The sequence below is a fragment of the Streptomyces luteoverticillatus genome (genome assembly GCF_003970715.1).
GTDB classification, from domain to species: domain Bacteria; phylum Actinomycetota; class Actinomycetes; order Streptomycetales; family Streptomycetaceae; genus Streptomyces; species Streptomyces abikoensis.
Genome location: NZ_CP034587.1, coordinates 3,856,565 through 3,876,833, shown reverse-complemented (window position 1 = coordinate 3,876,833; position 20,269 = coordinate 3,856,565). Strand labels below are relative to the sequence as shown.

Annotated in this window: 28 protein-coding genes and 1 pseudogene; 4 read left to right on the top strand and 25 right to left on the bottom strand. The window is 69.1% G+C overall.

Annotated features, from left to right (window positions below; all coding sequences use genetic code 11):
- Nucleotides 1–39: 39 nt before the first annotated feature.
- The 20 genes from EKH77_RS17165 to EKH77_RS17065 all read right to left on the bottom strand — a co-directional run bounded on the left by EKH77_RS17165 (nt 40) and on the right by EKH77_RS17065 (nt 10,425).
- The gene (locus EKH77_RS17165; RefSeq protein WP_206279864.1) at nt 40–1,230 is read right to left on the bottom strand and encodes a site-specific integrase; all 1,191 of its coding nucleotides are present in this window, start codon (nt 1,228–1,230) and stop codon (nt 40–42) included.
- Complete coding sequence (locus tag EKH77_RS17160) at nt 1,230–1,418, bottom strand: helix-turn-helix domain-containing protein (protein ID WP_126915239.1); 189 nt, start codon at nt 1,416–1,418, stop codon at nt 1,230–1,232. The genes EKH77_RS17165 and EKH77_RS17160 overlap by 1 nt, the downstream gene beginning before the upstream one ends.
- On the bottom strand, nt 1,415–2,803 hold the full coding sequence (repSA, locus tag EKH77_RS17155) for a replication initiator protein RepSA (protein ID WP_126915238.1): 1,389 nt from the start codon (nt 2,801–2,803) through the stop codon (nt 1,415–1,417). Before repSA ends, EKH77_RS17160 begins: the two co-directional genes overlap by 4 nt.
- Nucleotides 2,796–3,218 carry a hypothetical protein gene (locus EKH77_RS17150; RefSeq protein WP_126915237.1) on the bottom strand — a complete coding sequence of 141 codons (423 nt, stop codon included), beginning with the start codon at nt 3,216–3,218 and terminating at the stop codon, nt 2,796–2,798. The genes repSA and EKH77_RS17150 overlap by 8 nt, the downstream gene beginning before the upstream one ends.
- Nucleotides 3,218–3,529, bottom strand: coding sequence for a hypothetical protein (locus EKH77_RS17145; RefSeq protein WP_126915236.1), 312 nt, complete (start codon nt 3,527–3,529; stop codon nt 3,218–3,220). The genes EKH77_RS17150 and EKH77_RS17145 overlap by 1 nt, the downstream gene beginning before the upstream one ends.
- The gene (locus EKH77_RS17140; protein ID WP_126915235.1) at nt 3,522–3,701 is read right to left on the bottom strand and encodes a hypothetical protein; all 180 of its coding nucleotides are present in this window, start codon (nt 3,699–3,701) and stop codon (nt 3,522–3,524) included. The genes EKH77_RS17145 and EKH77_RS17140 overlap by 8 nt, the downstream gene beginning before the upstream one ends.
- Nucleotides 3,698–5,242 carry a DNA cytosine methyltransferase gene (locus EKH77_RS17135; protein ID WP_126915234.1) on the bottom strand — a complete coding sequence of 515 codons (1,545 nt, stop codon included), beginning with the start codon at nt 5,240–5,242 and terminating at the stop codon, nt 3,698–3,700. The genes EKH77_RS17140 and EKH77_RS17135 overlap by 4 nt, the downstream gene beginning before the upstream one ends.
- Nucleotides 5,236–5,424 (bottom strand): hypothetical protein, encoded by a 189-nt coding sequence (locus EKH77_RS17130; protein ID WP_126915233.1) that lies wholly within the window; start codon nt 5,422–5,424, stop codon nt 5,236–5,238. The genes EKH77_RS17135 and EKH77_RS17130 overlap by 7 nt, the downstream gene beginning before the upstream one ends.
- A 90-nt stretch (nt 5,425–5,514) precedes the next feature.
- Nucleotides 5,515–5,760, bottom strand: coding sequence for a hypothetical protein (locus EKH77_RS17125; protein ID WP_126915232.1), 246 nt, complete (start codon nt 5,758–5,760; stop codon nt 5,515–5,517).
- Between the two features lie 13 nt (nt 5,761–5,773).
- On the bottom strand, nt 5,774–6,100 hold the full coding sequence (locus tag EKH77_RS17120; protein WP_126915231.1) for a SpdD-like protein: 327 nt from the start codon (nt 6,098–6,100) through the stop codon (nt 5,774–5,776).
- Between the two features lie 27 nt (nt 6,101–6,127).
- A complete protein-coding gene (locus EKH77_RS17115) occupies nt 6,128–6,313 on the bottom strand; it encodes a hypothetical protein (protein WP_126915230.1) in 186 nt (61 codons plus the stop codon).
- Between the two features lie 26 nt (nt 6,314–6,339).
- A complete protein-coding gene (locus EKH77_RS17110) occupies nt 6,340–6,528 on the bottom strand; it encodes a mobile element transfer protein (RefSeq protein ID WP_126915229.1) in 189 nt (62 codons plus the stop codon).
- Nucleotides 6,529–6,531: 3 nt separating this feature from the next.
- Complete coding sequence (locus EKH77_RS17105) at nt 6,532–6,720, bottom strand: hypothetical protein (protein ID WP_126915228.1); 189 nt, start codon at nt 6,718–6,720, stop codon at nt 6,532–6,534.
- A 16-nt stretch (nt 6,721–6,736) separates the two neighbouring features.
- On the bottom strand, nt 6,737–7,420 hold the full coding sequence (locus EKH77_RS17100; protein ID WP_126915227.1) for a DUF2637 domain-containing protein: 684 nt from the start codon (nt 7,418–7,420) through the stop codon (nt 6,737–6,739).
- Between the two features lie 258 nt (nt 7,421–7,678).
- Nucleotides 7,679–7,879: a hypothetical protein gene (locus EKH77_RS17090; protein ID WP_126915225.1), complete on the bottom strand. Its 201-nt coding sequence runs from the start codon at nt 7,877–7,879 to the stop codon at nt 7,679–7,681.
- A gap of 5 nt (nt 7,880–7,884) precedes the next feature.
- On the bottom strand, nt 7,885–8,091 hold the full coding sequence (locus tag EKH77_RS17085; protein WP_126915224.1) for a hypothetical protein: 207 nt from the start codon (nt 8,089–8,091) through the stop codon (nt 7,885–7,887).
- Between the two features lie 6 nt (nt 8,092–8,097).
- Nucleotides 8,098–8,286, bottom strand: coding sequence for a hypothetical protein (locus tag EKH77_RS17080; RefSeq protein WP_126915223.1), 189 nt, complete (start codon nt 8,284–8,286; stop codon nt 8,098–8,100).
- A gap of 146 nt (nt 8,287–8,432) precedes the next feature.
- Nucleotides 8,433–8,624 (bottom strand): hypothetical protein, encoded by a 192-nt coding sequence (locus EKH77_RS17075; protein ID WP_126915222.1) that lies wholly within the window; start codon nt 8,622–8,624, stop codon nt 8,433–8,435.
- A 95-nt stretch (nt 8,625–8,719) separates the two neighbouring features.
- Nucleotides 8,720–10,075: an FtsK/SpoIIIE domain-containing protein gene (locus tag EKH77_RS17070; protein ID WP_430980994.1), complete on the bottom strand. Its 1,356-nt coding sequence runs from the start codon at nt 10,073–10,075 to the stop codon at nt 8,720–8,722.
- A 5-nt stretch (nt 10,076–10,080) separates the two neighbouring features.
- Complete coding sequence (locus EKH77_RS17065; protein WP_126915221.1) at nt 10,081–10,425, bottom strand: hypothetical protein; 345 nt, start codon at nt 10,423–10,425, stop codon at nt 10,081–10,083.
- A gap of 155 nt (nt 10,426–10,580) precedes the next feature.
- On the opposite strand from EKH77_RS17065, the gene EKH77_RS17060 reads away from it, so the two are divergent.
- Both EKH77_RS17060 and EKH77_RS17055 read left to right on the top strand, forming a co-directional pair.
- Nucleotides 10,581–11,312, top strand: a complete 732-nt coding sequence (locus EKH77_RS17060) for an XRE family transcriptional regulator (protein ID WP_126915220.1) — start codon at nt 10,581–10,583, stop codon at nt 11,310–11,312.
- Nucleotides 11,313–11,347: 35 nt separating this feature from the next.
- A complete protein-coding gene (locus tag EKH77_RS17055; protein ID WP_126915219.1) occupies nt 11,348–11,818 on the top strand; it encodes an NUDIX hydrolase in 471 nt (156 codons plus the stop codon).
- On the opposite strand, the gene EKH77_RS17050 is transcribed toward EKH77_RS17055, so the two are convergent.
- Nucleotides 11,806–12,366, bottom strand: a complete 561-nt coding sequence (locus EKH77_RS17050) for an HD domain-containing protein (RefSeq protein WP_126915218.1) — start codon at nt 12,364–12,366, stop codon at nt 11,806–11,808. The genes EKH77_RS17055 and EKH77_RS17050 overlap by 13 nt on opposite strands.
- A gap of 163 nt (nt 12,367–12,529) precedes the next feature.
- Complete coding sequence (locus tag EKH77_RS17045) at nt 12,530–13,360, bottom strand: nuclease-related domain-containing protein (RefSeq protein ID WP_240667385.1); 831 nt, start codon at nt 13,358–13,360, stop codon at nt 12,530–12,532.
- 968 nt (nt 13,361–14,328) lie between these two features.
- Between EKH77_RS17045 and EKH77_RS17040 the strand changes: the two genes are divergently transcribed.
- Together EKH77_RS17040 and EKH77_RS17035 are read left to right on the top strand one after the other, a co-directional pair.
- On the top strand, nt 14,329–14,802 hold the full coding sequence (locus EKH77_RS17040) for a DUF4429 domain-containing protein (protein ID WP_126915216.1): 474 nt from the start codon (nt 14,329–14,331) through the stop codon (nt 14,800–14,802).
- 690 nt (nt 14,803–15,492) lie between these two features.
- On the top strand, nt 15,493–17,415 hold the full coding sequence (locus EKH77_RS17035; protein ID WP_126915215.1) for a S9 family peptidase: 1,923 nt from the start codon (nt 15,493–15,495) through the stop codon (nt 17,413–17,415).
- Here the strand turns inward: EKH77_RS17035 and EKH77_RS17030 are convergent.
- The 3 genes and pseudogenes from EKH77_RS17030 to EKH77_RS17020 form a co-directional block, all read right to left on the bottom strand.
- A pseudogene (locus EKH77_RS17030) lies at nt 17,297–18,181 on the bottom strand (SURF1 family protein); the annotation flags it as partial. The gene EKH77_RS17035 and the pseudogene EKH77_RS17030 overlap by 119 nt on opposite strands.
- 43 nt (nt 18,182–18,224) lie before the next feature.
- The gene (locus EKH77_RS17025; protein ID WP_206279863.1) at nt 18,225–19,325 is read right to left on the bottom strand and encodes a hypothetical protein; all 1,101 of its coding nucleotides are present in this window, start codon (nt 19,323–19,325) and stop codon (nt 18,225–18,227) included.
- A 71-nt stretch (nt 19,326–19,396) separates the two neighbouring features.
- Nucleotides 19,397–20,113: a SigE family RNA polymerase sigma factor gene (locus EKH77_RS17020; protein ID WP_240667384.1), complete on the bottom strand. Its 717-nt coding sequence runs from the start codon at nt 20,111–20,113 to the stop codon at nt 19,397–19,399.
- Between the last annotated feature and the right edge of the window lie 156 nt (nt 20,114–20,269).

Sequence of the window (20,269 nt, the reverse complement as noted above, 5' to 3'; positions counted from 1 at the left end):
ATCGGGGCCCTGATTCGTTGTGCGTGACTATCTGCGTGACTACCGCCGGGGATCGGCCTTGAAAATCTCATCCATGGCCACCGCCCCCGTCTGGATCACCGGACGGATCTGCTTCCGGTAGACCTCTTCCGTCACGGCCGTACTGGAGTGACCGACCAGCCGGGAGATCTCTTCGATCGCAATCCCTCGGTCCGACAAGATCGACACGAAGGACGTCCGGGTCTCTCTCGTCGTCCAGTCGTTTGGCTCCCACTCGTGAGGCTGAGGATCGAGCAGCTTGGGCACCCGCGCGAGAATCTTGCGGAACTCTCGCCGTACGTTCGCCGCGTCCAGCTCCGTCCCCATAGATGACGTGAAGACGAGCCCGTTCTCCTGCCACTGATCACCGGCCGCGACTCGTTGCCAGCCCTGGCGCTCCCGCTGGATCTTCAGTGCGTCGATGGCCCGACCAGGCAGCGCGAGCGTGCGGCGGGACTTCTTGGTCTTCGTGTCTCCGGAGCTGCGGACCGAGCGCCAGACGGCGATGTGCGGCGGGATCTCGGGAATCGCGTTCGGGTCCCCTTCAAGGTCGACGTGATCCCACCGCAGGGGCCTCATCTCCTCCGTACGGCCACCTGTGAGGAGCGAGACCACGATGTATGCGTAGAGCGGGGAGTCCTCGGCCGCGACGAGTACCGCCTCCGCCTGCTTCAGTGTCAGGGACTTGGACGGCCGGCCGGGGCGTCCTGCGGGGACCGCGCACAGCTCGACCACGTTGCGTTTCACCTTGTCCCGGGCCATGGCTCTCCTGACGGAACGGTTCAGGCACGAGCGGATGGCTTCCAGCGAGCGAGTGCTGAGCACCTTCGACTTGTCCGCGAGCCACTTGTCCACGTCGTCAGCACTGAGGTCCCGGAGCTTCCGCGCGCCCAGGGCAGGGATCACGTGCGTGTTGCACAGGATCGTGTTGGTGGTGACCGTCGTCTCGTCACGCCCGGCAAGCCCGTACTTGAGCCAGTCCGTCACCGCGTCCTTGACCGTGTAGCCCGTCGGCGCGATGGCGAGACCGTCCTCGTAGTCCCTCAGTACCTCCTTCAGCTTGGTCTTGGCGGCCGTCTTGGTCCTGCCGCTGGCCCGCTTCACGATGCGCTTGCCGCTCGGGTCGTATCCGAGGCTGGCGGTGGCGATCCAGCGCTGACGCTTGTCGTCCCAGTGGAGCCCACCATCACCCCGGCTGCGTCGCTTGGCCATCAGGCAGCCTCCTTGAGTCGGTCGAGGATGAAGGTGCGTACCGCGTCGGCGGGGATGCGGCGGGCGCCGTCGACCTTGATGGAGGGCAGGCGGCGGGTTCGGATCAGGTCGTAGATCTTGGAGCGTCCGAGCCGGAGCAGTGCCATGGCCTCTGGCACGGTCAGCAGCTCGAGGTGGGTGGTGGTCATGGGGCGGCTCCTTCCGGCGGGCGTGGGTCGTACGAGGCTTCGCGGGCGGTTTCGCGGTTGAGGCGGATGGCGTCGGCGATTCCGGCGGCGAGGGCGGATTCGCCGGGGGTGTGGCCGTGTCCGGCGTACTGCCAGTCGGCGAGGACGAGGGTGGTGTCCGGGCCGTCGTCGGGCAGGCCGAGGGCGTGTCGTTGTTGGGCGGCGCGGTAGTCGGCGCGGATCCGGCGGAGCGCGCCGAGGGTGGTGGAGTACTGGCGGGACTTGGTGGAGAAGTGGCCCCGGAAGCCGAGCATGTGGGCCCAGGCCCAGAGCCGGCGGTCGGGGTATGCCTGGTCGAGGTCCCAGCAGGCTCGGATCAGGCGGCGGGTGTGCTCGGGCAGGGCGGGGTGGCGGTCGAGTTCGGCGAGTTCGCCGATGCGGCGGTCAAGGATGCCGGTGGTCTCGGCGGCTTTGGTCGCGTACTTGGCGACGTAGGAGGCGACGGCCTGTTCGGTGATCTCGTGGCCTGTGCCGAAGGCTTGGATGGGCCGGATGTCGAGCTGAGTGCCCCAGCGCAGCGTCCAGCCCAGGTAGCCGTAGTCGTCGTCGGACGGGGGGACCTTGACGGTGGTGTAGGGGTGGGTGACGGCGGCGCGGGTCGCGTCGGTGAGCAGGTCGAGGGTGGCCCAGCGGGGCGGGTCGCCGTCGGGCCCCTCGGGGCCGTCGAGACGGATGACGGCGTGGAAGTGGACGGCGCCGCGCCTCTGGAACTCAGCGACCTTTCCGAAGGAGACGCGCAGGAACCAGCGGAACTCGCGTTGGGTCAGTCCGGCGCGTAGGGCGATCTCGCGGCGGAGGCGGCGGGTGAAGCGGGCCCATAGTTCCCCGGCGTGGTTGTTGAACATCACGGCGGCCCCGTAGTCGTAGGTGTACGGGTCGAGCGGGGTGCCGAGGGCGGGGTCGTCGTCGCGGTGGCGGGTGCCGCAGCGGCAGCGGCCGGTGGCGGGCTGGTTGTGGACGGGGCCGAAGGACGGGGCGGTGAGAGTGACGAAGACGCGGGGGTGGTCGCGGACGGCGGCCGGGATGTTCTTGGCGGTGTCGCCGACGAGTCCGGCGCGGATGAGGTGGTAGGTGTCCCCGGCGTAGAGCCAGGCGCAGGAAGGGCAGCGGGAGGCCCGGCGGTTGCCGCAGGCGATGCGCAGCCGTCCGCCGGGCTCGGTGTCGGTGCTGTAGCGGTGGAGGATCTCGCCGGTGGTCGTGTCCCGGGTGGCGGTCCAGCCGCGCAGGTGGATGGGGTCGGCGCAGCCTCCGGTACGGCGGATCTGTTCTTTCCAGCGGTCGAAGTCGGGGGCCGAGGCCACCCTGAGCAGGTCGCCCAGGGTGGTCGGGTCGAGCAGGTCAGGCACGGGCCGCCTCCAGCGCTTCGCAGATGCGGGGGTGGGCCAGCAGGGGCGCCGGCGGGGTCCACAGACGGTTGGTTGCGCCGGGGCAGGGCACCGGCCGGACCAGGGGGACCACGCGGGTCAGGCGCCAGTGCCAGCGCTCGTGGGCGGACCACAGGGTGCAGTAGCCGTCATCGGGGTGGCAGTCCTCCAGCAGGGCCACGGCGAGGATCGCGGTGGAGGGCAGAGGGCGGCGCAGGAACGGGCGAGTGAGGGGCAGGTTCCACGCGGTGTGGTCGGTGTTCGGTCCGGCGTGGACCAGGACGATGCCCCGGTAGTCGGTCGACTGGGGCCGGTTGTCGATCCGCTTGGTGCCGTAGGCGATGCAGCTCGCCCAGGGCTGTCGCAGGGTCAGTACGCGGACGTCGATGTGGTTCATCAGGGCCGCCCGCCATTCCGGGGACGCAGAGGCATGCCGCGACGCTCCCAGGGACGATCCGTCTTGTCCGGGCAGGTCTTGCCGTGGTCGTCCCAGTTCTTGACCAGCCCCTGGACTTGGCTCACTCCCGTGGCTTCGGCGGTCTTGCCGCAGTGGCAGGCGTAGGCGGCGCGGGGAGTGTCGCCACGGTCTTCGGGAACACAGTTGGTGAGCTCAAGGCCGCTCGGGCTGGGGGGAAATTCAGGTCGACGCTCGTCACCGGCGGGGGCGTAGACGTACAGGCCGGGGTCGTCGCGGGTGGGCTTACGCATCTTCGCTGTCCCCCTTCTCGCGGGAGTGGGTGTCGTACCAGCGCTCCGCGCAGACCTTGTGCACGGGCTTTCCGCGATCGGAGCGCAGGGGAGTCGGCTTGCCGCAGCACACGCACGGCTTGTCGCCGCTGTGGTCGAAGTGCTTGTGGTCGCGCCAGTCCAGGAGCGTCACCGGGCCACCTCCCGGCGGTCGAGGGACGACCCGGTGATGGCTTCGACAAGGGCGGAGATGAGGATCTCGGCGACGGGCGGGGTGACGGCGTTGCCATACTGGCGGACCTTTTCGCGCTTGTTGCCAAGGACCTGATAGGTGTCGGCGAAGGCCATGGCGCGGCCGATCTCGCCGGGCTCCAGCATCCGGAACCGCACGTCGTCCACCGCGGTCGTCGTGCTTGTGGCGAGCCCGTAGCGGTCACGGGTGGTGAGGGCACCGATGGGTGCGCCGGCCGGGCGGGCACTGCCGTTGCCGTAGTAGGGCACGAGGAGGGCCGCGTCCTGGGGCGTGAAGCCGGACCCGATCACGAGCCCGTGGTGATTGCCGGACGCTGTGACGGTGGTCAGGGCGTCGGTGACCGGGCGGGTGCGTTCCTTGTCGCCTCCGCCCCGGAGCGGGATGAGGTAGGGCAGCCAGGCCAGGCCGGTCTCGTTGCGGGCCGTCTGGGTGCGCAGCGGGGCGGTGGCGGGGGCTGCGTATTTGCCGTCGCGTCCTTCGACGGGGACCAGGAGCGGGGGCACGGCCAGGCCGTCGTTCTCCCGCGTGGTGCGGGTGGGCATCGGGTCGGTGACCGGTGCGGGGTCGGTTCGCCAGGTCCCGCCCGCAGGGGCGAGGAGCGGGGCCGCGTACTTCGCGAGCCCGGCGCGGATGCGGTCGAGGGTGGCGGCGGCGAGCGGCTTGAGGCGGTCCCCGATGCGCTCTGCGGGCAGGCTCCAGTCGATGGCGGTCGCGGCCGGTCGGGCTTCGGGTTCCACGATGGCGTTGCGGCAGGCGACGTGGGGGCAGCGGTAGACGTACTGCTGGCGGTAGCGGCCCATGTCCCGGCGGGGGTTCTTGAACGCCTGCACCGCGTTGACCGTCTCCTGGCAGACCGGGCACCAGGCGCGGGGGCGTAACCACTTGTTCCAGTCCGGGGTCCGACCCAGAGAGCGATGCCAGTAGGCGAGGTAGAGGCGGTCGCGGGACTGGGGCGCCCAGGCGGTGGTGACCGGGCGGGCGTGCATGGAGTTCAGGGCGATCAGACGCGTGTCGTAGCCGAGATTGCGGATGTCGTCGCGCCAGGTCTGCCACAGGTCCCAGGCCCGCACGTCGATGACGTTCTCGACCACCCCGGCCAGGACCGGGCGACCACGCCGACCGGTGCTGTCCAGGTAGCGGGGGACGTCCCACATCAGGGCGCGGGAGCGGTCAGCGGCCGCGTCGGGCAAGGTCTCGCCGAAGAGGTCGGGCTGTTTATCGAAGTCGCGCCGCTTGCCCCGGGCGTTGGACCACTGGGGGCACTCCGGCGAGGCCCAGAACAGATCAGCGGCCGGGAAACGGGCCACGTCGGCGTCGTGCAGGTCGCCGGTGAAGTGATCGGCGTCGGGGAAGTTCGCGGCGTGCGAGGTGATCGCGCGGTCCCAGTGGTTCGCGGCGAGCACGGCCCGGACTCCGGGAACGGCAGCAGCTCCGGAGGAGGAGCCGCCCGCACCGCAGAAGAAGTCGATGTAGGTCAGCACGTCGCACCCGCCTCGGTCCGGACCGAACGGCGCGTGGTGCCCGTGCCCCGGCAGGACGGGCAGACGGCGGTGACCGTCTCGCGGTGACCGGCCGGGGTGCGGCTTCCGGTGGTGACGGCGACGGCGGGGAAGCCGCCGCAGTGAGAGCACTGGCGCGGGCGTGCAGGGCTGTTCTCAGGCATGATGAGAGTTCCCTTTCGGACGTTGGTCTGGAGGGATCAGGGGCGCCGGGGCGGCGGAATGTTTGGCGACAGAGGCCGCCCCGGGGCCTTTCAGCGGCGGTGGCCGCGACGAGGTTTGGCGTAGCCGGGCGGAATGGCGTCGTAGATGTCCTGGCCATCCTTGAAGGAGGCCCAGTCGGCATCCGCGAGGCCGTATTCGCGTTCCACGGTGCGGACGATCCGGCTCATAGCCCGGCGGTCGCCGTGGCGTTTGGCGATGGCGTAGTTCCGGCCCAGTTCGGATAGTTGCGGATCTACCTGCGGCTCTTCTTCCTTCTTCCGGTTGAACAGACCCATTGCGGGACCCCTTTCAGTCGCGGTCGCGGGGAGTGTTCAGGAGCGAGCGCGCCACGAGGGCGACGATGGCGAGCGAGCCGGCCGTGATGGAGATGGCCAGGAACATCCCGACCAGGACCGCGCCGATGACGAGCACGGCAGCGGTGCCCGCACCGATGGCGGCGACCGTGGCACCAGCCGTCAGGTGCACTCCCCCACGAACCATCGGAGGCGGGGCGGGGGCGTGATGCTGGCAGACGACCGGGGCGGTCGGTCGTACGTCGAGCTCGACCGAGGAGTCGTCCAGCGGGACGAGGGTGCGGGTGGGCGTGGGGTTGATCGGGACTTTCGGGTGCAACATCAGATGCCTCCCTTCTGCGAACTGCGGTTACTTGGAGCCGCTGAGGACGGAGGCGCCACCGTTGAGGCCGGAGCCGATCAGGCTGCCGAAGAAGCTGTGGGCCAGGAGGAACCCGGCGATCAGCAGTACGGCGACCATCCAGGCCGGGACGCGGGTGAGCTTGACGCCGAGGTAGGCGGCGATGGCGATGGCGAACCAGAGCGGGACGTTCATGACGGGGCTCCTTCTGGTTGAGCCGGTCAGCGGGGCGAGCAGCGGTGGTTCTGGGCTGCGAGTTCGGCGGCGGAGCGGTTGAGGTACTCGCCCGACCAGTTGCAGCCCGGGGCCGTGCAGGTGGCCGTGTGGGCGGTCCGGCCGTGGCGGTCGACGTGGGTGGCGATCTGGACCTGTCCGACCTGGTCGTGGTTCCAAAAGCGTTTGCGGCGCATGGTTCAGTCCTCCACGGAGGTGTTGGGGCGGGGGAACTCGGCACGAATGCGGGTAACTTCGGACGGGTCGTCGGTGAGCTCGACCGCTTCCTCGGCGAACAGCCAGGCAGAAACCGGGTAACCGGCTTCCTGGCACTCGCGCGCTGTGTCGAGGTACTCAGCGATCGTGGGCTGTGGCTCGATGGAGGTCATGATTACGACTTTCCTTTCAGGCGAGTTGACTGGTGATGGCTTCGGCCATGGGTGCCGGGACACCGAGGCGGGCACGTAGGGTTTCGGCGTCGATCGGTTGGCCGGTTGAGGCGGCGTAGGCGTCGGCGATTTTCCGGGCGTGAGCCACGAGCGCGGCCGGGGCCGCCTGGACAGGCGCGGGAGGCGCCGGGGCGGGGACCGCCGGTTCGAGCACTGTCTCTTCGGGGCGGGTGGCTTCCGGCAGGGGCTCGTCGGCCGGGAGTCCTTCCGGTTCGAACGCCTCGGACGGCTCCTCTGGTGCCGGGGTGGTGGACGACTCGGGCAACGGATCGTCGGCGGGGCGGGGAGCATGAGCGAGGAGGGTGCCGCCGAGGAAGGCGGCGGCGGGCCAGCCGGCGACGAGCATGCGCAGCCAGGCGGGCGGGTGTGCGAGGTCGAGGAATCCGGCGGTCGCCACGTTGGCGCCGAGCGAGGCCACCAGGGCGATGAGGAACCATGACCACCCGAGCTGGGTGCCGGAGCCGGAGCGGAGGCGGCGCCAGGCGGCGACCAGGAGCAGGTCGACGGAGACCGGATAGGCCCAGCCCTTCCAGCCGTCCTGTCCGGCGGCTTGGGCGATGTCGTGCAGGTGGGCGAAGGACAGAGCCCCGGCGATCACCGCTTGAACGAGCACCAGGTCGAGGCGGGGCGGTCGGGTCATCGCACGGTCCTCCTTCCAAAGGAGCGGGGCGGACCCGGGGCCGGGCGGCGGAGTGATCTGCCACCCGGCCCCGGGCGGGTCAGTCAGTGGCTTCGCCGGATCCCATGCAGGTCAGGCACAGGGCTTCTTGTCGATCAGGGCTGTCGAGCTTTTTACGGCCCCCGACCTTGAACGTTTCCGAGACCCGCCCCTCACTGCAGACAGGGCAGGGCTTCTTGGTCGTCTTGCCTCGAGAGCTCTTGCGGGTGGCCACGTCGATCACCGGCCGGAGGGGTAGCTGTGACCCTCGGGCGGATAGTCGCCACATTCCTTGGCCACGAACTCCGCGACGCTGGAGGAGTACATGACCGCGCCGAACTCCGCGTCGTGATGAGGGTCGCTGAGGTAGTCGCCGATGTCATGTGCCAGATCGGCGTGAAGGATGTCGTCCGCGACCCTCGCTGCGTACTCCGAGCCCATAGTGGTCACCGGTCCTTTCCGGGGTAGTCGTGGCCCTCGGGCGGGTACTCGCCCCAAGCCCTGTCTTCGCTCTCCACGGCCAAGGAGCACAGGACGACCGTGCCGAACTCCGAGTCGTGCCCCGGGTCGCTGACGTACTTCTCTATGTCGTTGTTGAGCTGGCGGTAGAGGTCGTCATCCGCCAACCGTCGGTCGAAGGAATCAGAGGACATTCCCGATCACCGACCCGCGGGGAAGTCGTGGCCGTCGGGCGGGTAAGTGCCGTAGTCCTCACGGTGTCCCTGCTCGACCATGGAGCCGAGGATCAGGCTGGCGAACTCGGGGTCGGAGTCCTCTCGCTGGGCGTATTTGCAGGCGTCCCGGGTAATGCGGGCGCTGCGGTCGTAGTCGTCGGTCCGTCGAGACACGGCGGTCTCCTTCCTGGTTTGGGCATGGCTGGGGTTGGGACCTGGCGCGATGCGGTCGCGCCGACCGGTGGTCCTGGGATGGTCAGAGCTGAAGTGCTCCCCGTCACCGCCCGACAAGTGCCGAGCGGATCAGGCATCCGTCAGATCTAGTGGTTGCGGCGGGAGGCGTTGAATTCCTCCTCGGTAAGCCGGATCCACTCCTCCTGGGCGTGGTCGGCGCTGGCCTGCCACTTCTTGGCGCTCTCCTCCATGCCCCACTTACGGGCACGGTCCCGGCACTTGAGGTCGTTCTCCTGCACGGTCAGAGCCTCATCCGAGTTCTTGAACCGACGAGCCATGAGCTTCTCCTCTTGTTGTCACGCCCGGTTTCGGGCATAGGCGGGGTAGGGACCTGGCGCGATGCGGTCGCGCCGACCGGTGGAGCGGGGGTGGGTCAGGCGGTCTCGAACACCGGGACCGCTTCTTCGCCCGCAGTGGGATCAGTGACCGGGCGGAAGGAGGCCAGGGCCGGAAGGTCCGGTGTCAGGTGCGCGTACCGGACGCAGGCAGCGGTGGCGTCGTGGAGCGAGGTGAAGGGACTGCGGATGACCGTCCAGCCGCCGGAGGAGTCGCCGGCCACGGCTTCACCGGGGCGGTCTTCCGCGATCCTCGTCGCCGCCACCACGGCAGCGGCACTGATGTCGGCCAGGGCCATCTTGGCGGTGCCCTCATCGTTGACGCGGTGGACCGTACGACCGGAGAGCTGCGCCCGTAGAGCGGTGGCGCCCTTGCCGAGTTCGGAGCCGAAGCGCTGTCCGCACACTTCGAGGTAGATCGCGGCGGCGCGGCCGAGCTGACCGAGACGGATCAACTGCGTGATCATGTGGTCCCGCCGCTTCTCCTCTGCGGCCGTGGCCACGAGGAAGAGTTCCGCGACTTCATCAATGATCACGACGACCGGGACGGGGCGGATGTCCTCGGGAAGGCCCCAGACATCGGAGGCGATCTCTTCCGGAGGTGTACCTGATGCAAGGTGCTGGGCGGCGCGGATCAGGTCGTAGCGCTCGGTCATCTCGGTCACGAGGACGTCCAGCAGGACGCCAGCCTCCTCGGGAGTGCAGGCCAGGGCCGACAGGCGCGGGGCGAAGGGCGAGAACTCCACCCCCCACTTGCAGTCGATGCCGACCAGGGCCACCGGCTTGGACGCCAGCCGTTTGATCAAACCTCGGAGGTAGACGGACTTGCCCGAGTCGGTCGCGCCGATCGTCAGCTCATGCGGGGTGGTCCGGTAGTCCCTCCAGTGCGGCAGGCCATCGGAGCGCAACGAGACCGGCACCCGCAGCAGTCCTTCGGGGAGTCCCTTGGGCATCACCACCGACCGCAGTACGTCATAGGCGATCAGCCGGATCTCCACCCACCCTGGCTTGACCGACCGGACATAGGCGCCGTGCGCCCGCCAGGAGTGCCGCAGCCGCTCCGAGGCGACCACGAAGTCGTGAAGCTCTTGCCCGGGCTGCAACCGGATCCGCAGGATCATCCCGGTCCGGGTGACCCGCACCCGGCGCAGCTTCGGGATCAGCCGCGTCGGCTCGCGATCGGCCACCCTGGCCAGCCACAGCCGAAGCCGTGTCGGCCGCTCGGTCAGCCCGCACGCCTCCATCACGGACCGGTAGGTGACCAGCACCCGTACCAGCGTGATCAGCGCACCGACGCTCAGCCAGTACCAGACCGGCCGCAGCCGCCGCAGAACCAGCAGCCCCGCACCCGCCAGCCCGAGAGCCACGAGTAAGAGGACGTCCCCGGCGCTCACGGCGCTCAGCCCTTGCCGTTGGACGCGGCGACCGGCACGTTCGCCATCACAGCGGCCGCCCGGTAGCTGATGCCGTGACCGTTGTTGTTCTCCCACGGACGCGCCACCAGACCCGGCAGAGCCACCGGCATACCCGGCACCAGGGCCTCGGCGATCCCGTCCTCCGGAACCACGATCGTGACCGCGTCCGGCTTACCATCCACGATGACGGCCACATTCACGTTGAACAGCACCTGATCAGTGGCGCGATCCCGGGCGATCTCCCCGGTCTCCCTGTTCTTGACCTTCTTCTCCGGCTGCTGGATCAACATCACCGTCATCTGCGAGGTGTCCACGGGGATTTGGCGCATCTGACTTCTCCTGCTTTTCGAGGGGGTGCTGACTTTTCGTCGGCACCATCAGGAAACCGCCAGAGGTAGTGGACACATCACGGTCCGTATGGACGTTTGGGGACGTCTCCGCTACCGTCAAAACGTCCCGGCGTCCCTCGGAAGGGCACGGCACCATGGCGAACGAGCGCTTACGCGCGGCGATCTCAGTAAAGAACGAGACCATTCAGTCGTTGGCCGATCACGTCGGAGTTGATCCAAAGAGCGTCGAACGCTGGATCACGACAGGTCGCACACCGCACCGGGGCCACAGGTGGAAAGCCGCCAGTTTCCTCGGTGTTGATGAGCTCTACCTGTGGCCGAGCGTTGAGAAGCAGGTGGAAACGGCCAGCTCATCAGAGCTCGTCACCTACTACCCTCACCGAGGGGCGGTGCCTGCCTCGCTGTGGTCTTCCCTGATCGATAAGACCAAGAGTCAACTGGAAATCCTCGTGTACGCCGGTCTCTTCCTCTTCGACAGCCACCCAGACCTGCCTGATCAACTCGCGGAGAAAGCCAAGGCAGGGGCCGCAATCCGCATCCTCCTCGGTGACCCCGACTCCGAGATGGTGCGGCAGCGTGGTGAGGAGGAAGGCATCGGAGGGGATCTCGCTGCCCGCGCACGCATCACGCGGCGCTACCTCGAACCGGCCATGACGACGCCCGGGATCGAGGTGCGGCTACACGACACCATCCTCTACAACTCGATCTACCGGTTCGATGACGACGTCCTGGTGAACCCGCATGTCCTTGGGGCGCCGGCCGGTCAGAACCCAGTGCTGCACTTTCGCTACATCCCCGGAGCCCGCACGTTCCGCCACTACTTGAAGAGCTTCGACTACGCGTGGGAGCGGGCCACCCGGGCCTAGGGTTACCGCGCCATGGTCCGTGGGACGCTAGGCACATGGCTCGCGTCGATTACTTCAATGATCCGAACGCTCCGGAAGCGAACAGCATCGTTCCTTCAGTGACCGTTGTCGCACGGAACGACGCTGGGGAAGTCCTGTTGATCCACAAAACAGACAATGGCCTATGGGCGCTGCCAGGCGGTGGGGTGGACGTAGGGGAATCCGCTGTGGACGCCGCTGTTCGAGAGACCTGGGAAGAAACCGGGTTCAACATCAAAGTGACCGGCCTCGTCGGGTTGTATACCAACCCAGCCCATGTCATGGCCTACGACGACGGGGAAGTGCGCCAGCAGTTCTCCATCTGCTTCACCGCACGGATCACCGGCGGAGCACTGAGGACGAGCAGCGAGAGCAAGGAAGTTGCCTTCGTTCACCCTCGCAAGCTGAACGAGTTGAACATTCATCCTTCGATGCGCATGAGGATCGATCACGGCCTGTCGGACCGTTCCACCCCTTACTTGGGCTGATCCGAGAGGCGCTGGCGGGTCCTCTCAACAGCAGCGGCGAGATAGGGGTGTGCGTTACTGATCGCGGTGTGGACCGCGCTTCCAGACTCGTAGCGAATCAAGATCTCGCGCATGCGCTGTTCAAAGGAGAAGCGCTGCCCCGAGGGGCCCGTCGTCATGTCCGCGAAGATCAGTGCATCCAGAAGCGGACTGTCCTCACGTTCGTACTGCGCCAGTTCTGTGGTCAGGCCACGTTGTTCGGCTTCGTAGACCGCCCCGGAGTGATGGGCAACGAGTCGCACCAACCGGAGGGGTGCTCCCAGTGCCTCCAGATGTCGGGCGCCATCGAGTGGATGAAACCCGGTTTCACGCAGCTCTGGCGCGTACCCGATGTCATGCAGCCAAGCAGCGGCCACGAGCAGTCCACGTTCGTCTGCGGGCACGGCCGGACTTGCCTCGCTAGCGCGCTCCGCCACTGCCTGGGTATGAAGCCACCTGTTCCCGAGCGGAGGCAACATCGATCCGGCCAGTTCTTCGGCTCCGAGAGGTGTGTCAAGTGCGAGCGGCATGCATCGCACCGTAGCCCAGGACCGTAGGGCTCGGACAGCGTCACCCGATCCGCAGGGCAGGCCAGCGACCCTGCCATAGCCTCGGGTGGCTGGCTCACCCTGGTTGTGCGCTGGCCTGTCATGATGGACGTCAGCTCACCTGAGGACGCTGGTTTCGCTGCCATCAGGCTTCCAGCCAGGCGCTTCGGTGGCGGGCGATCGCATAAAGGGTCTCGATCTCCTCTGGAGAAAGCCGCCCCGACATCGGGCCGAGAGTAGCGATCTTCCGTGGTTCCCATACCCGCACGTCGGTGAGGGCGGAAGCCGACTCCAAATCCGAGACGCCGACGAAGACCAAGACGGGCTGAACCTGAACCGCCGTTCCGGTGTAGGACTCCAGCACGCGCTGCACTCGTCGCGCCTCGGCTCGGACCTTGCGTGTGTACGGCTGCCATGGGCCGTGGTTGACCCTGGCAGAGTCATTGCCGACCCAAACGCTCTTCCCTGGGTGGTTCTTGGTATTGATGTTGAAGACCCCGCCCGGGCCTATCAGCAGGTGATCTATATCCACCGAGTTCGGCAAGGGGATCGAGTGCAAGGCTCGCCAGCCCTGGCCGGATAAACGCTCAAGCTCACGTCCGACCCGTCGCTCGCCCGTCAGCCCCACGCGCCATGAGTCCCACTCGGAGTCGCGACGTAGGACCCAGGAGAGGAAGCGTTCGAAGGGGTTCGGCCCCTCGGACGCGAGCTTCTCCCTCAGTAGCTCCCCCGCGCGGTTGCGAGCTAGATCAAGGTCCGGCGTGAGGGGCGGCAACAAAGGTCGCTGAGCCCGCTGCACCTTCGGCAGGTCATCGCTCGGGTGCGTCCTGTATGGAGCCAGAGCCTCAAGCGCCGCAGGCCCGTACTCCTCTCGAAGGATCTTGACCTCATCTGTCGTGCGATCGAGCCACGCCACGGCCACGCCATCTGGCAGCACCGCAAAAACGCGATCTCGCCCGGGCTGGTTCCCCTCCACGATCCTTAGCTCATCCACACGAGCCCCCCAGCTTCGTGTCATCCCCGCCCATATGGCAGCAGCCAGGACCCATGACCACAAGACGGCCTGCCCGGTCAAAGTTTCTCTACTCCATCAAGGCTCCCGGCTCCGCTGCCGCTCCGCCGGGCGCGCTGCGGCTCCGGTCGCGCTGCCGCTCCTGCCTCCGGCCCGCTCCGCGCGCCTGCACCGCCGCGCGCCCTCGGACGACAAGGCCGGGGCCAGGAGAGAGGAGCGCCGGCCGGTGGGGGGGTCCGGGCGGCTCCGGGGCTTTACCCACCTCCCCGGCTCGGGTCCCGCGTCGAGCAAGGCCAGGGGGCCACTCGTGCACATTGCGGGCAGGGGTGAAGCCTGCCCGAGTTGCCAACCAGCGTACGGCCCCCTGACCATGCCCGACCCCAACCCGGTCAGGACACCGACCAAAGCCCCGGAGCCGCCCTCCCGCCGCCGTCCGTCGCAGCCGTCGTCGTTGCCACGGCACCCGCGAGGGAGCATGTAGGACTTCCCCCGACCGCCCGCAGCCGGGACAAGGGAAGGAGGCTGGCTACGAGGGGAGGGTGGGGGCACGCCGGGCCCGGCGGTCAGCACGTGCGGTTGAGTCGAGCTGGTCGCCGTTCTCCCGCCGTCATGCGCCCACGCGCGCGAGGAGACCCTCCGTCGGCCGAGGCTGAGGGGAAGCGGGCTGCTGCCGCGCTGCGGTTGAGCCCGGTGGAGACGCTCCGCTCGTGTCGCGTATCGCGGTCGCCGACCATCCGGCTATCCCGTAGTCGCTACAGCAACGACACGTGTCCGGGAGACATCATCATCGTTTTATTCGGCAGGAGAAAGACCTCAGCAACGGGCCCAAGAGGTCGCCTGCATCTGGGAACGAAGGCAGCTACCTGCAGGGAACGGTGGCAACAGACGAACCTCGTACCACGATGCCCATCGATACAAAGGGGGGCAACGCCGTGATCGAAGCCAGCGGCCAGGGCGGCCAGATCCAGTTCGACGGCCAGTACGTCACGATCACTCGCAAGGGGTTCCTCGCACGTGCGACTGTCGGCAAGGGCGAGAAGCGCCTACACATCTCACAGATCTCTGCCATCCAGTGGAAGCCCGCTGGCCCATTCGTGAACGGCTTCATCCAGTTCACGCTACCGGGGGGCAACGAGCGCAGGTCAGCCTTTGGCGGACAAACTGCGAGCGCCGCGAAGGATGAGAACTCGGTTGTCTTCATGCAGAAGCAACAGCCGGCGTTCGAGAAGCTTCGGGCAGCCCTCGATCAGGCGATTGCCGCGCAGCACGTACCGCAGGCACCGCCTGCAACCATGCCGCCTGCCTCAGTGGCAGACGAATTGATCAAGCTGGCCGCACTGCGAGATCAGGGCATCTTGAGCCCCATCGAGTTCGAGCAGCAGAAGGTGCGACTCCTGCGCCAGTGACACTCTCCTGCAGAGTGGCGACACGTCTAACGGTTGTGCGCTCCCGAGAGGAGTGAGTGTCTAACTGCGTGACAACGCCCACGCACAGCAGCGGACAAGCGCGCACGCCTACGGATAGTCGCAGCAGGTCAGAGACACCCCCGCCCCAGGGCGACCGCGAACCCAAGTTGCTTCGGGACGAAGAGGTCGTGGGTTCAAATCCCGCCACCCCGACAGCTGAATAACCAGCTCAGGCCCGGTCTTCTCGCAGAGAAGACCGGGCCTGAGTCGTTTCCGGATCGCCCGAGCGCTCCGATTGGAGTGAGGTTGGAGTGGATCTAGAAAAGCGGAATCTCGGAGCTCCCGCTACCGGCGGCCCCGCAGCAGCACATCGAGGGCCCGGACAGGTGATGTAGGACACATCGCCCGCCGCATCTCCGGCGCCGCTCCCCAGACGCTCCTTCCCTCACTGGCGACCCACGCGGGCCACGCGGGCCACGCAGGTGAACGGCCTCCGTCACGCTCGCGTCAGCGGGCTCGACTGCTATGTCGGTCGTGACAGCGGCGCTCGCGACGAATGTGGTCGTGACGTGCCCAACAGCGCTGCGTCCAGGGGTCGCAGAGCGGCCGTCAGCAGGGCGCCGGCCAAGTTATCCACAGGCTCGGCCGCTCCCCGACGCGTTGTCGGGCCGGCAGCGCAGAATGGGGGGCATGACTGAGAGCAACGGGTCCCTGCGAGGCGGCGCGGCCGAGACGCCCATCGCCTCCATCGCCACCATGCCGGACTGGGAGAAGCGCTTCCGGGCGCCGCGTACAGGACTGCCGAGGTGGGCGGAGGACGCCCCGGACCGGTCGCTGTTCACCTCCAGCGCCACGGGGACCTTCGAGCTGTACGCCTGGGACCGGGCCACGGGCACGCAGCGCCAGGTCACGGACCGGCCCAACGGGACGACGGGCGGAGTGCTGTCCCCGGACGGGGAGTGGATCTGGTGGTTCTCCGACACCGACGGGGACGAGTTCGGCGTCTGGGTCCGCCAGCCCTTCCACGGCGGGCCCGACGAGCCCGCCGCGCCGGGCCTGGAGCCGTCGTACCCGGACGGGCTGGCGCTCGGCCGGGACGGGACGGCCGTCATCGGCCGTTCCACGGACAAGACGGGCTCGTCCGTCCACGTCATAAGGCCCGGCCACGACGCCGTGGAGATCTACCGGCACCAGCAGTCCGCGGGCGTCGGCGATCTGTCCCACGACGGCACGCTCATCGCCATAGAACACACCGAGCACGGTGACGCCATGCACTCCGCCGTCCGCGTCGTGCGCGTGGACGGCACGGCCGTCGGCGAGCTCGACGACACCTGCGGCGGCACCGAGGAACTGGGCCTGTCCGTGATGGGCTTCGCGCCCGTCGACGGGGATTCGCGGCTGCTCGTCGGCCACCAGCGGCGCGGCCGCTGGGAGCCCATGCTGTGGGACGCGGTCACGGGTGAGGAGACGCCGCTCGACATCGACCTGCCCGGCGACCTCGACGCCGACTGGTACCCCGACGGCTCCGCGCTGCTCATCGTCCACGGCTACCAGGCACGCAGCGAGCTCTGGCGGTACGAGCTGGGCAGCGGTGAGCTGACCCGGCTCGACACCCCGCCGGGCACGGTGTCCGGGGCGCTGCCGCGGCCGGACGGGACGGTGGAGTTCCTGTGGTCCTCGGCCGCCAAGCCGCCGGTCGTGCGGTCCACGGCCGGTCACGTGGTGCTGGAGCCGCCGGCGGCGACGCACGGAGTCACCCACGCCCCGGACTCGGTGCCGGTCACCGACGCCTGGGTCGAGGGGCCGGGCGGCACGGTCCACGCGCTGGTGCAGCAGCCTGCGGGCGAGGGTCCGTTCCCGACGGTCTTCGACATCCACGGCGGCCCCACCTGGCACGACAGCGACGCCTTCGCGGCCGCGACCGCCGCCTGGGTGGATCACGGGTTCGCGGTCGTCCGCGTCAACTACCGGGGCTCCACGGGTTACGGGCGGGCCTGGACGGACGCCCTCAAGCACCGCGTCGGGCTGATCGAGCTGGAGGACATCGCCGCCGTCCGGGAGTGGGCCGTGGCCTCGGGGCTCGCCGACCCCGAGCGGCTGGTGCTGGCCGGTGGGTCCTGGGGCGGTTATCTGACGCTGCTGGGCCTGGGCACCCAGCCCGGGTCCTGGGCGCTGGGCCTGGCCGCCGTGCCGGTCGCGGACTATGTGACGGCCTACCACGACGAGATGGAGGCATTGAAGGCTCTGGACCGGACCCTGCTGGGCGGCACGCCCGAGGAGGTGCCGGAGCGCTACGCCGCGTCGTCACCGCTGACGTACGTCGACGAGGTGCGCGCGCCCGTCTACATCTCGGCCGGGGTGAACGATCCCCGCTGCCCGATACGTCAGGTGGAGAACTACGTCGAGCGGCTGAAGCTGCGCGGCCACCCGCACGAGGTCTACCGCTACGACGCGGGGCACGGCTCGCTGGTGACGGAGGAGCGGATCAAGCAGCTTCGGCTGGAGATCGCTTTTGCGGAGCGTCATCTGGGCCGTCCGGCTTCGGACCGTCCGGCTTCGGAGCGTCCGGCTTCGGAGCGTCCGGCTTCGGAGCGTCCGGGTCCTCGGGGGTGATGCCCAGCGCCAGGTCCCGGGCGGCCTCGGCCTCGCGGCGGAGGAGCCGGAACCACATGAAGGCGACGAAGCCGGCGAAGACGAACCACTCACCGGTGTAGCCGAGGTTCTGGAAGGCCTTGAGGTCCAGACCACTGTTCGGGGGGGCGGCCGGGGGCACGGCGGTCAGCGGGGCGGGCGCCTCGCGCAGGGTGATCCACGCGTCGTACACCCCGTACGGCACCAGGTTCACCAGCGAGGCGGCGCTGATCACGCCGACCTGGCCCTGGGGCAGCCCTCCGGAGGAGTGGACGCCCTTGGACGTCGAGCTCTCCGAGGACTGGAGCGCACCGGTCACGGTGACCTCGCCGGACGGCGGGGCGGGCACCTTGGCGGCATCGGCGGACGCGTCGGCGGCGCCGGGGAGCCAGCCCCGGACGACCGGCAGGGCCTTCCCTCCGTCGGTGCGCAGCAGGGTCAGGACGTAGAAGCCCTTGCGCTCGTCGAGGTCCCGGTCGGGTACGAGCAGCTGGTGCCCGGTGTCGTAGCGGCCGGTGGCGGTGGCCTGCCGTCCGGAGGTCTCGGTGCTCACAGGCAGCAGTTCGCGCAGGGGTGCGGAGGCGGCCGCCCGGGCGTCGTCGGCCTGGGTCTGCTGCTCGTGGTGCGAGTCGACACGCGTCTCGAATCGGCTGAGCTGCCAGCTCCCCATGAAGAGACAGAAGGGGATGGCCAGCACGGCGAAGACGTTGATCCCCCACCAGCGGGGAGTCAGCAGGAACCGATACACACCACCACGGTACGGGCACCGCCCCGGCACCTATCGGCCGGGGTTAAGCCGCCGGCGAAGTCGGTGCCGCCAGCGGTCCCGTGCGGTAGATCGTTCCCGCGCAGGCGTCGGGGAGGGTGGCGTCGGCGGCCTTGGGTTCGCCTACGTCCGGGGTGTGGCTGAGGACGACCGTGGCGGGGGGCTTGGGCTGGTCCGGGTCCTGGGGCTGGACCTTCTCCTCCGCCTTCGTCGCGCTGGGCGCCGCGGTGGCGGCGGTGGTCTGCGGGGTGGCCGTGGGGGCCGTCGGCCGGGCGCAGCCGTTGGGGCCGCCGTCGGCCGCCGGGACCCACGCGAACTTGATCTCGTAGGCCTGTCCCGGCTGGAGGATGACCTGGCTGGGCTGGACCGAGGGGTCGGGCAGCGCGGGCGCGGCGTCGCCCGACGTGTGGTCGACGACGGTGACCCGGGTGCTGTCCGCGCTGCCCTGGGCGCGCGCGGCGACGACGCCGGAGCCGGCGACGGAGCAGACGGTGCCGGAGACGTTGACGACGCGGAACGTGCCGTAGATCTTGCCGTTCTTGTCGGCGGCGCCGACGGTGCTGGTGCCCTTGCCGAGCTGGTCGCGGTCGCAGGTGGGCGAGGCGGCGATGAGGGTGGGTCCGGGGGCGGGGGCGGTGCCGGCGATGGAGCCGGTCGGGCCGGTGGCGCTGCCGCCGTCCTTCTTCCGCTCGTCCTCCCGTTTCTTCTCCTCGTCCTTCTTCCGCTCGTCCGGCTGGGTGGAGCCGTGGCTGTGCTCCGGCTCCACCTCGTCGCCGTCGGCGCCGCGCTGTCCGCCCGTGAGTTCGTGGGTGCGCTGGCGGCTGCTGGCGGCGTTGGCGGCGTGGTCGTCCGCGGTGCCCGCGGTGGTGGCGACGTGGATGAGGGCGGGCAGGGCCGTCGCGCCCAGGATCACCGCGGCGGCGGCGCCGACGACGGCCTGCCGGCGCCGGGTGCGCCGGGCGGGTACGGCACGGTGGAGGTGCTCCAGCGCGTCGGGCGAGGGCTCGAGGTCGTCGACTGCGCCGTGCAGCAGTCGGCGCAGCGCCTGCTCGTCGAGAGAGCCGAGGGAGCCGAGAGAGTCGCTCCCCTGGGGCCGGTCGCCGGAGTGGTTCGTGTCGTGTGTCATGTCGTGCGCGCGGGGGCCGGAGGATTCCGGCTTATCACGCCCTTCCGGGGAGTGCGGGAAGTGCTGGTGGCTCATACCGGTGCCTCCATGGCGATCCGGAGTGCCGCGATGCCCCGCGAGCCGTACGCCTTGACCGAGCCCAGGGAGAGGCCGAGGGTCTCGGCGACCTGGGCCTCGGTCATGTCGGCGAAATAGCGCAGGACGAGGACCTCGCGCTGGCGGCGCTGCAGTCCTCGCATCGCTTTGATCAATTGATCCCGCTCCAGTTGTTCGTACGCGCCTTCCTCCGCGCTCGCCATGTCGGGCATCGGCTTGGACAGCAGCTTCAGCCCGAGGATGCGGCGCCGGAGCGCGGAGCGGGAGAGATTGACGACAGTCTGCCGCAGGTAGGCGAGGGTCTTCTCCGGGTCGCGGACGCGGTTGCGCGCCGAGTGGACCCGGATGAACGCTTCCTGCACCACGTCCTCACAGGAGGCGGTGTCGTCGAGGAGCAGGGCGGCGAGGCCGAGCAGCGACCGGTAGTGGGCCCGGTAGGTCTCGGTGAGATGGTCGACTGTGGTGCCCTCAGCCATCGCCTCGTCAGCGTCCCCCGGGCGCGGCGTCGGCCGTGTGGACGGCTGCGGTGACGCCTGCGGGGAGAGCGCCGAGGAGATCGGCGTGATGGGTGCGAGCTGCGCGACCGAGGCGGGGCCGGGGGCGGGCTGCGCGGACGTCGCGGAGGACTGTGCGGGCACCTGCGGCGGAAGCTGCCCGGGGCGGGCGGCCGACCAGGGAGCGATCACCGGCATACCGCCCGGTGCTCCGGAACGCGGACGCACCGCTGCGCTGCCGCGCCTCGGTACCGTTGCGATGCTGATGACCTCTGCCACGCCTGTTGGACACGCTTCCCCCCGTCAGGGTTGTACGCGCCAGGCATGGCGATCGACGAAGCGCCATGGGACGCG

Excerpts from the sequence above, each read along its gene's own strand:
- EKH77_RS17110 (WP_126915229.1), bottom strand. The coding sequence starts at position 6,528 with ATGCGCCGCAAACGCTTTTGGAACCACGACCAGGTCGGACAGGTCCAG.
- EKH77_RS17025 (WP_206279863.1), bottom strand. The coding sequence starts at position 19,325 with ATGACACACGACACGAACCACTCCGGCGACCGGCCCCAGGGGAGCGAC.
- EKH77_RS17145 (WP_126915236.1), bottom strand. The coding sequence starts at position 3,529 with ATGCGTAAGCCCACCCGCGACGACCCCGGCCTGTACGTCTACGCCCCC.
- EKH77_RS17085 (WP_126915224.1), bottom strand. The coding sequence starts at position 8,091 with ATGTCCTCTGATTCCTTCGACCGACGGTTGGCGGATGACGACCTCTAC.
- EKH77_RS17165 (WP_206279864.1), bottom strand. The coding sequence starts at position 1,230 with ATGGCCAAGCGACGCAGCCGGGGTGATGGTGGGCTCCACTGGGACGAC.
- EKH77_RS17160 (WP_126915239.1), bottom strand. The coding sequence starts at position 1,418 with ATGACCACCACCCACCTCGAGCTGCTGACCGTGCCAGAGGCCATGGCA.
- EKH77_RS17105 (WP_126915228.1), bottom strand. The coding sequence starts at position 6,720 with ATGACCTCCATCGAGCCACAGCCCACGATCGCTGAGTACCTCGACACA.
- EKH77_RS17125 (WP_126915232.1), bottom strand. The coding sequence starts at position 5,760 with ATGGGTCTGTTCAACCGGAAGAAGGAAGAAGAGCCGCAGGTAGATCCG.
- EKH77_RS17020 (WP_240667384.1), bottom strand. The coding sequence starts at position 20,113 with ATGCCGGTGATCGCTCCCTGGTCGGCCGCCCGCCCCGGGCAGCTTCCG.
- EKH77_RS17075 (WP_126915222.1), bottom strand. The coding sequence starts at position 8,624 with ATGGCTCGTCGGTTCAAGAACTCGGATGAGGCTCTGACCGTGCAGGAG.
- EKH77_RS17130 (WP_126915233.1), bottom strand. The coding sequence starts at position 5,424 with ATGCCTGAGAACAGCCCTGCACGCCCGCGCCAGTGCTCTCACTGCGGC.
- EKH77_RS17120 (WP_126915231.1), bottom strand. The coding sequence starts at position 6,100 with ATGTTGCACCCGAAAGTCCCGATCAACCCCACGCCCACCCGCACCCTC.
- EKH77_RS17050 (WP_126915218.1), bottom strand. The coding sequence starts at position 12,366 with ATGCCGCTCGCACTTGACACACCTCTCGGAGCCGAAGAACTGGCCGGA.
- EKH77_RS17090 (WP_126915225.1), bottom strand. The coding sequence starts at position 7,879 with ATGGGCTCGGAGTACGCAGCGAGGGTCGCGGACGACATCCTTCACGCC.
- EKH77_RS17150 (WP_126915237.1), bottom strand. The coding sequence starts at position 3,218 with ATGAACCACATCGACGTCCGCGTACTGACCCTGCGACAGCCCTGGGCG.
- EKH77_RS17065 (WP_126915221.1), bottom strand. The coding sequence starts at position 10,425 with ATGCGCCAAATCCCCGTGGACACCTCGCAGATGACGGTGATGTTGATC.
- EKH77_RS17115 (WP_126915230.1), bottom strand. The coding sequence starts at position 6,313 with ATGAACGTCCCGCTCTGGTTCGCCATCGCCATCGCCGCCTACCTCGGC.
- EKH77_RS17055 (WP_126915219.1), top strand. The coding sequence starts at position 11,348 with ATGGCTCGCGTCGATTACTTCAATGATCCGAACGCTCCGGAAGCGAAC.
- EKH77_RS17035 (WP_126915215.1), top strand. The coding sequence starts at position 15,493 with ATGACTGAGAGCAACGGGTCCCTGCGAGGCGGCGCGGCCGAGACGCCC.
- EKH77_RS17100 (WP_126915227.1), bottom strand. The coding sequence starts at position 7,420 with ATGACCCGACCGCCCCGCCTCGACCTGGTGCTCGTTCAAGCGGTGATC.
- EKH77_RS17060 (WP_126915220.1), top strand. The coding sequence starts at position 10,581 with ATGGCGAACGAGCGCTTACGCGCGGCGATCTCAGTAAAGAACGAGACC.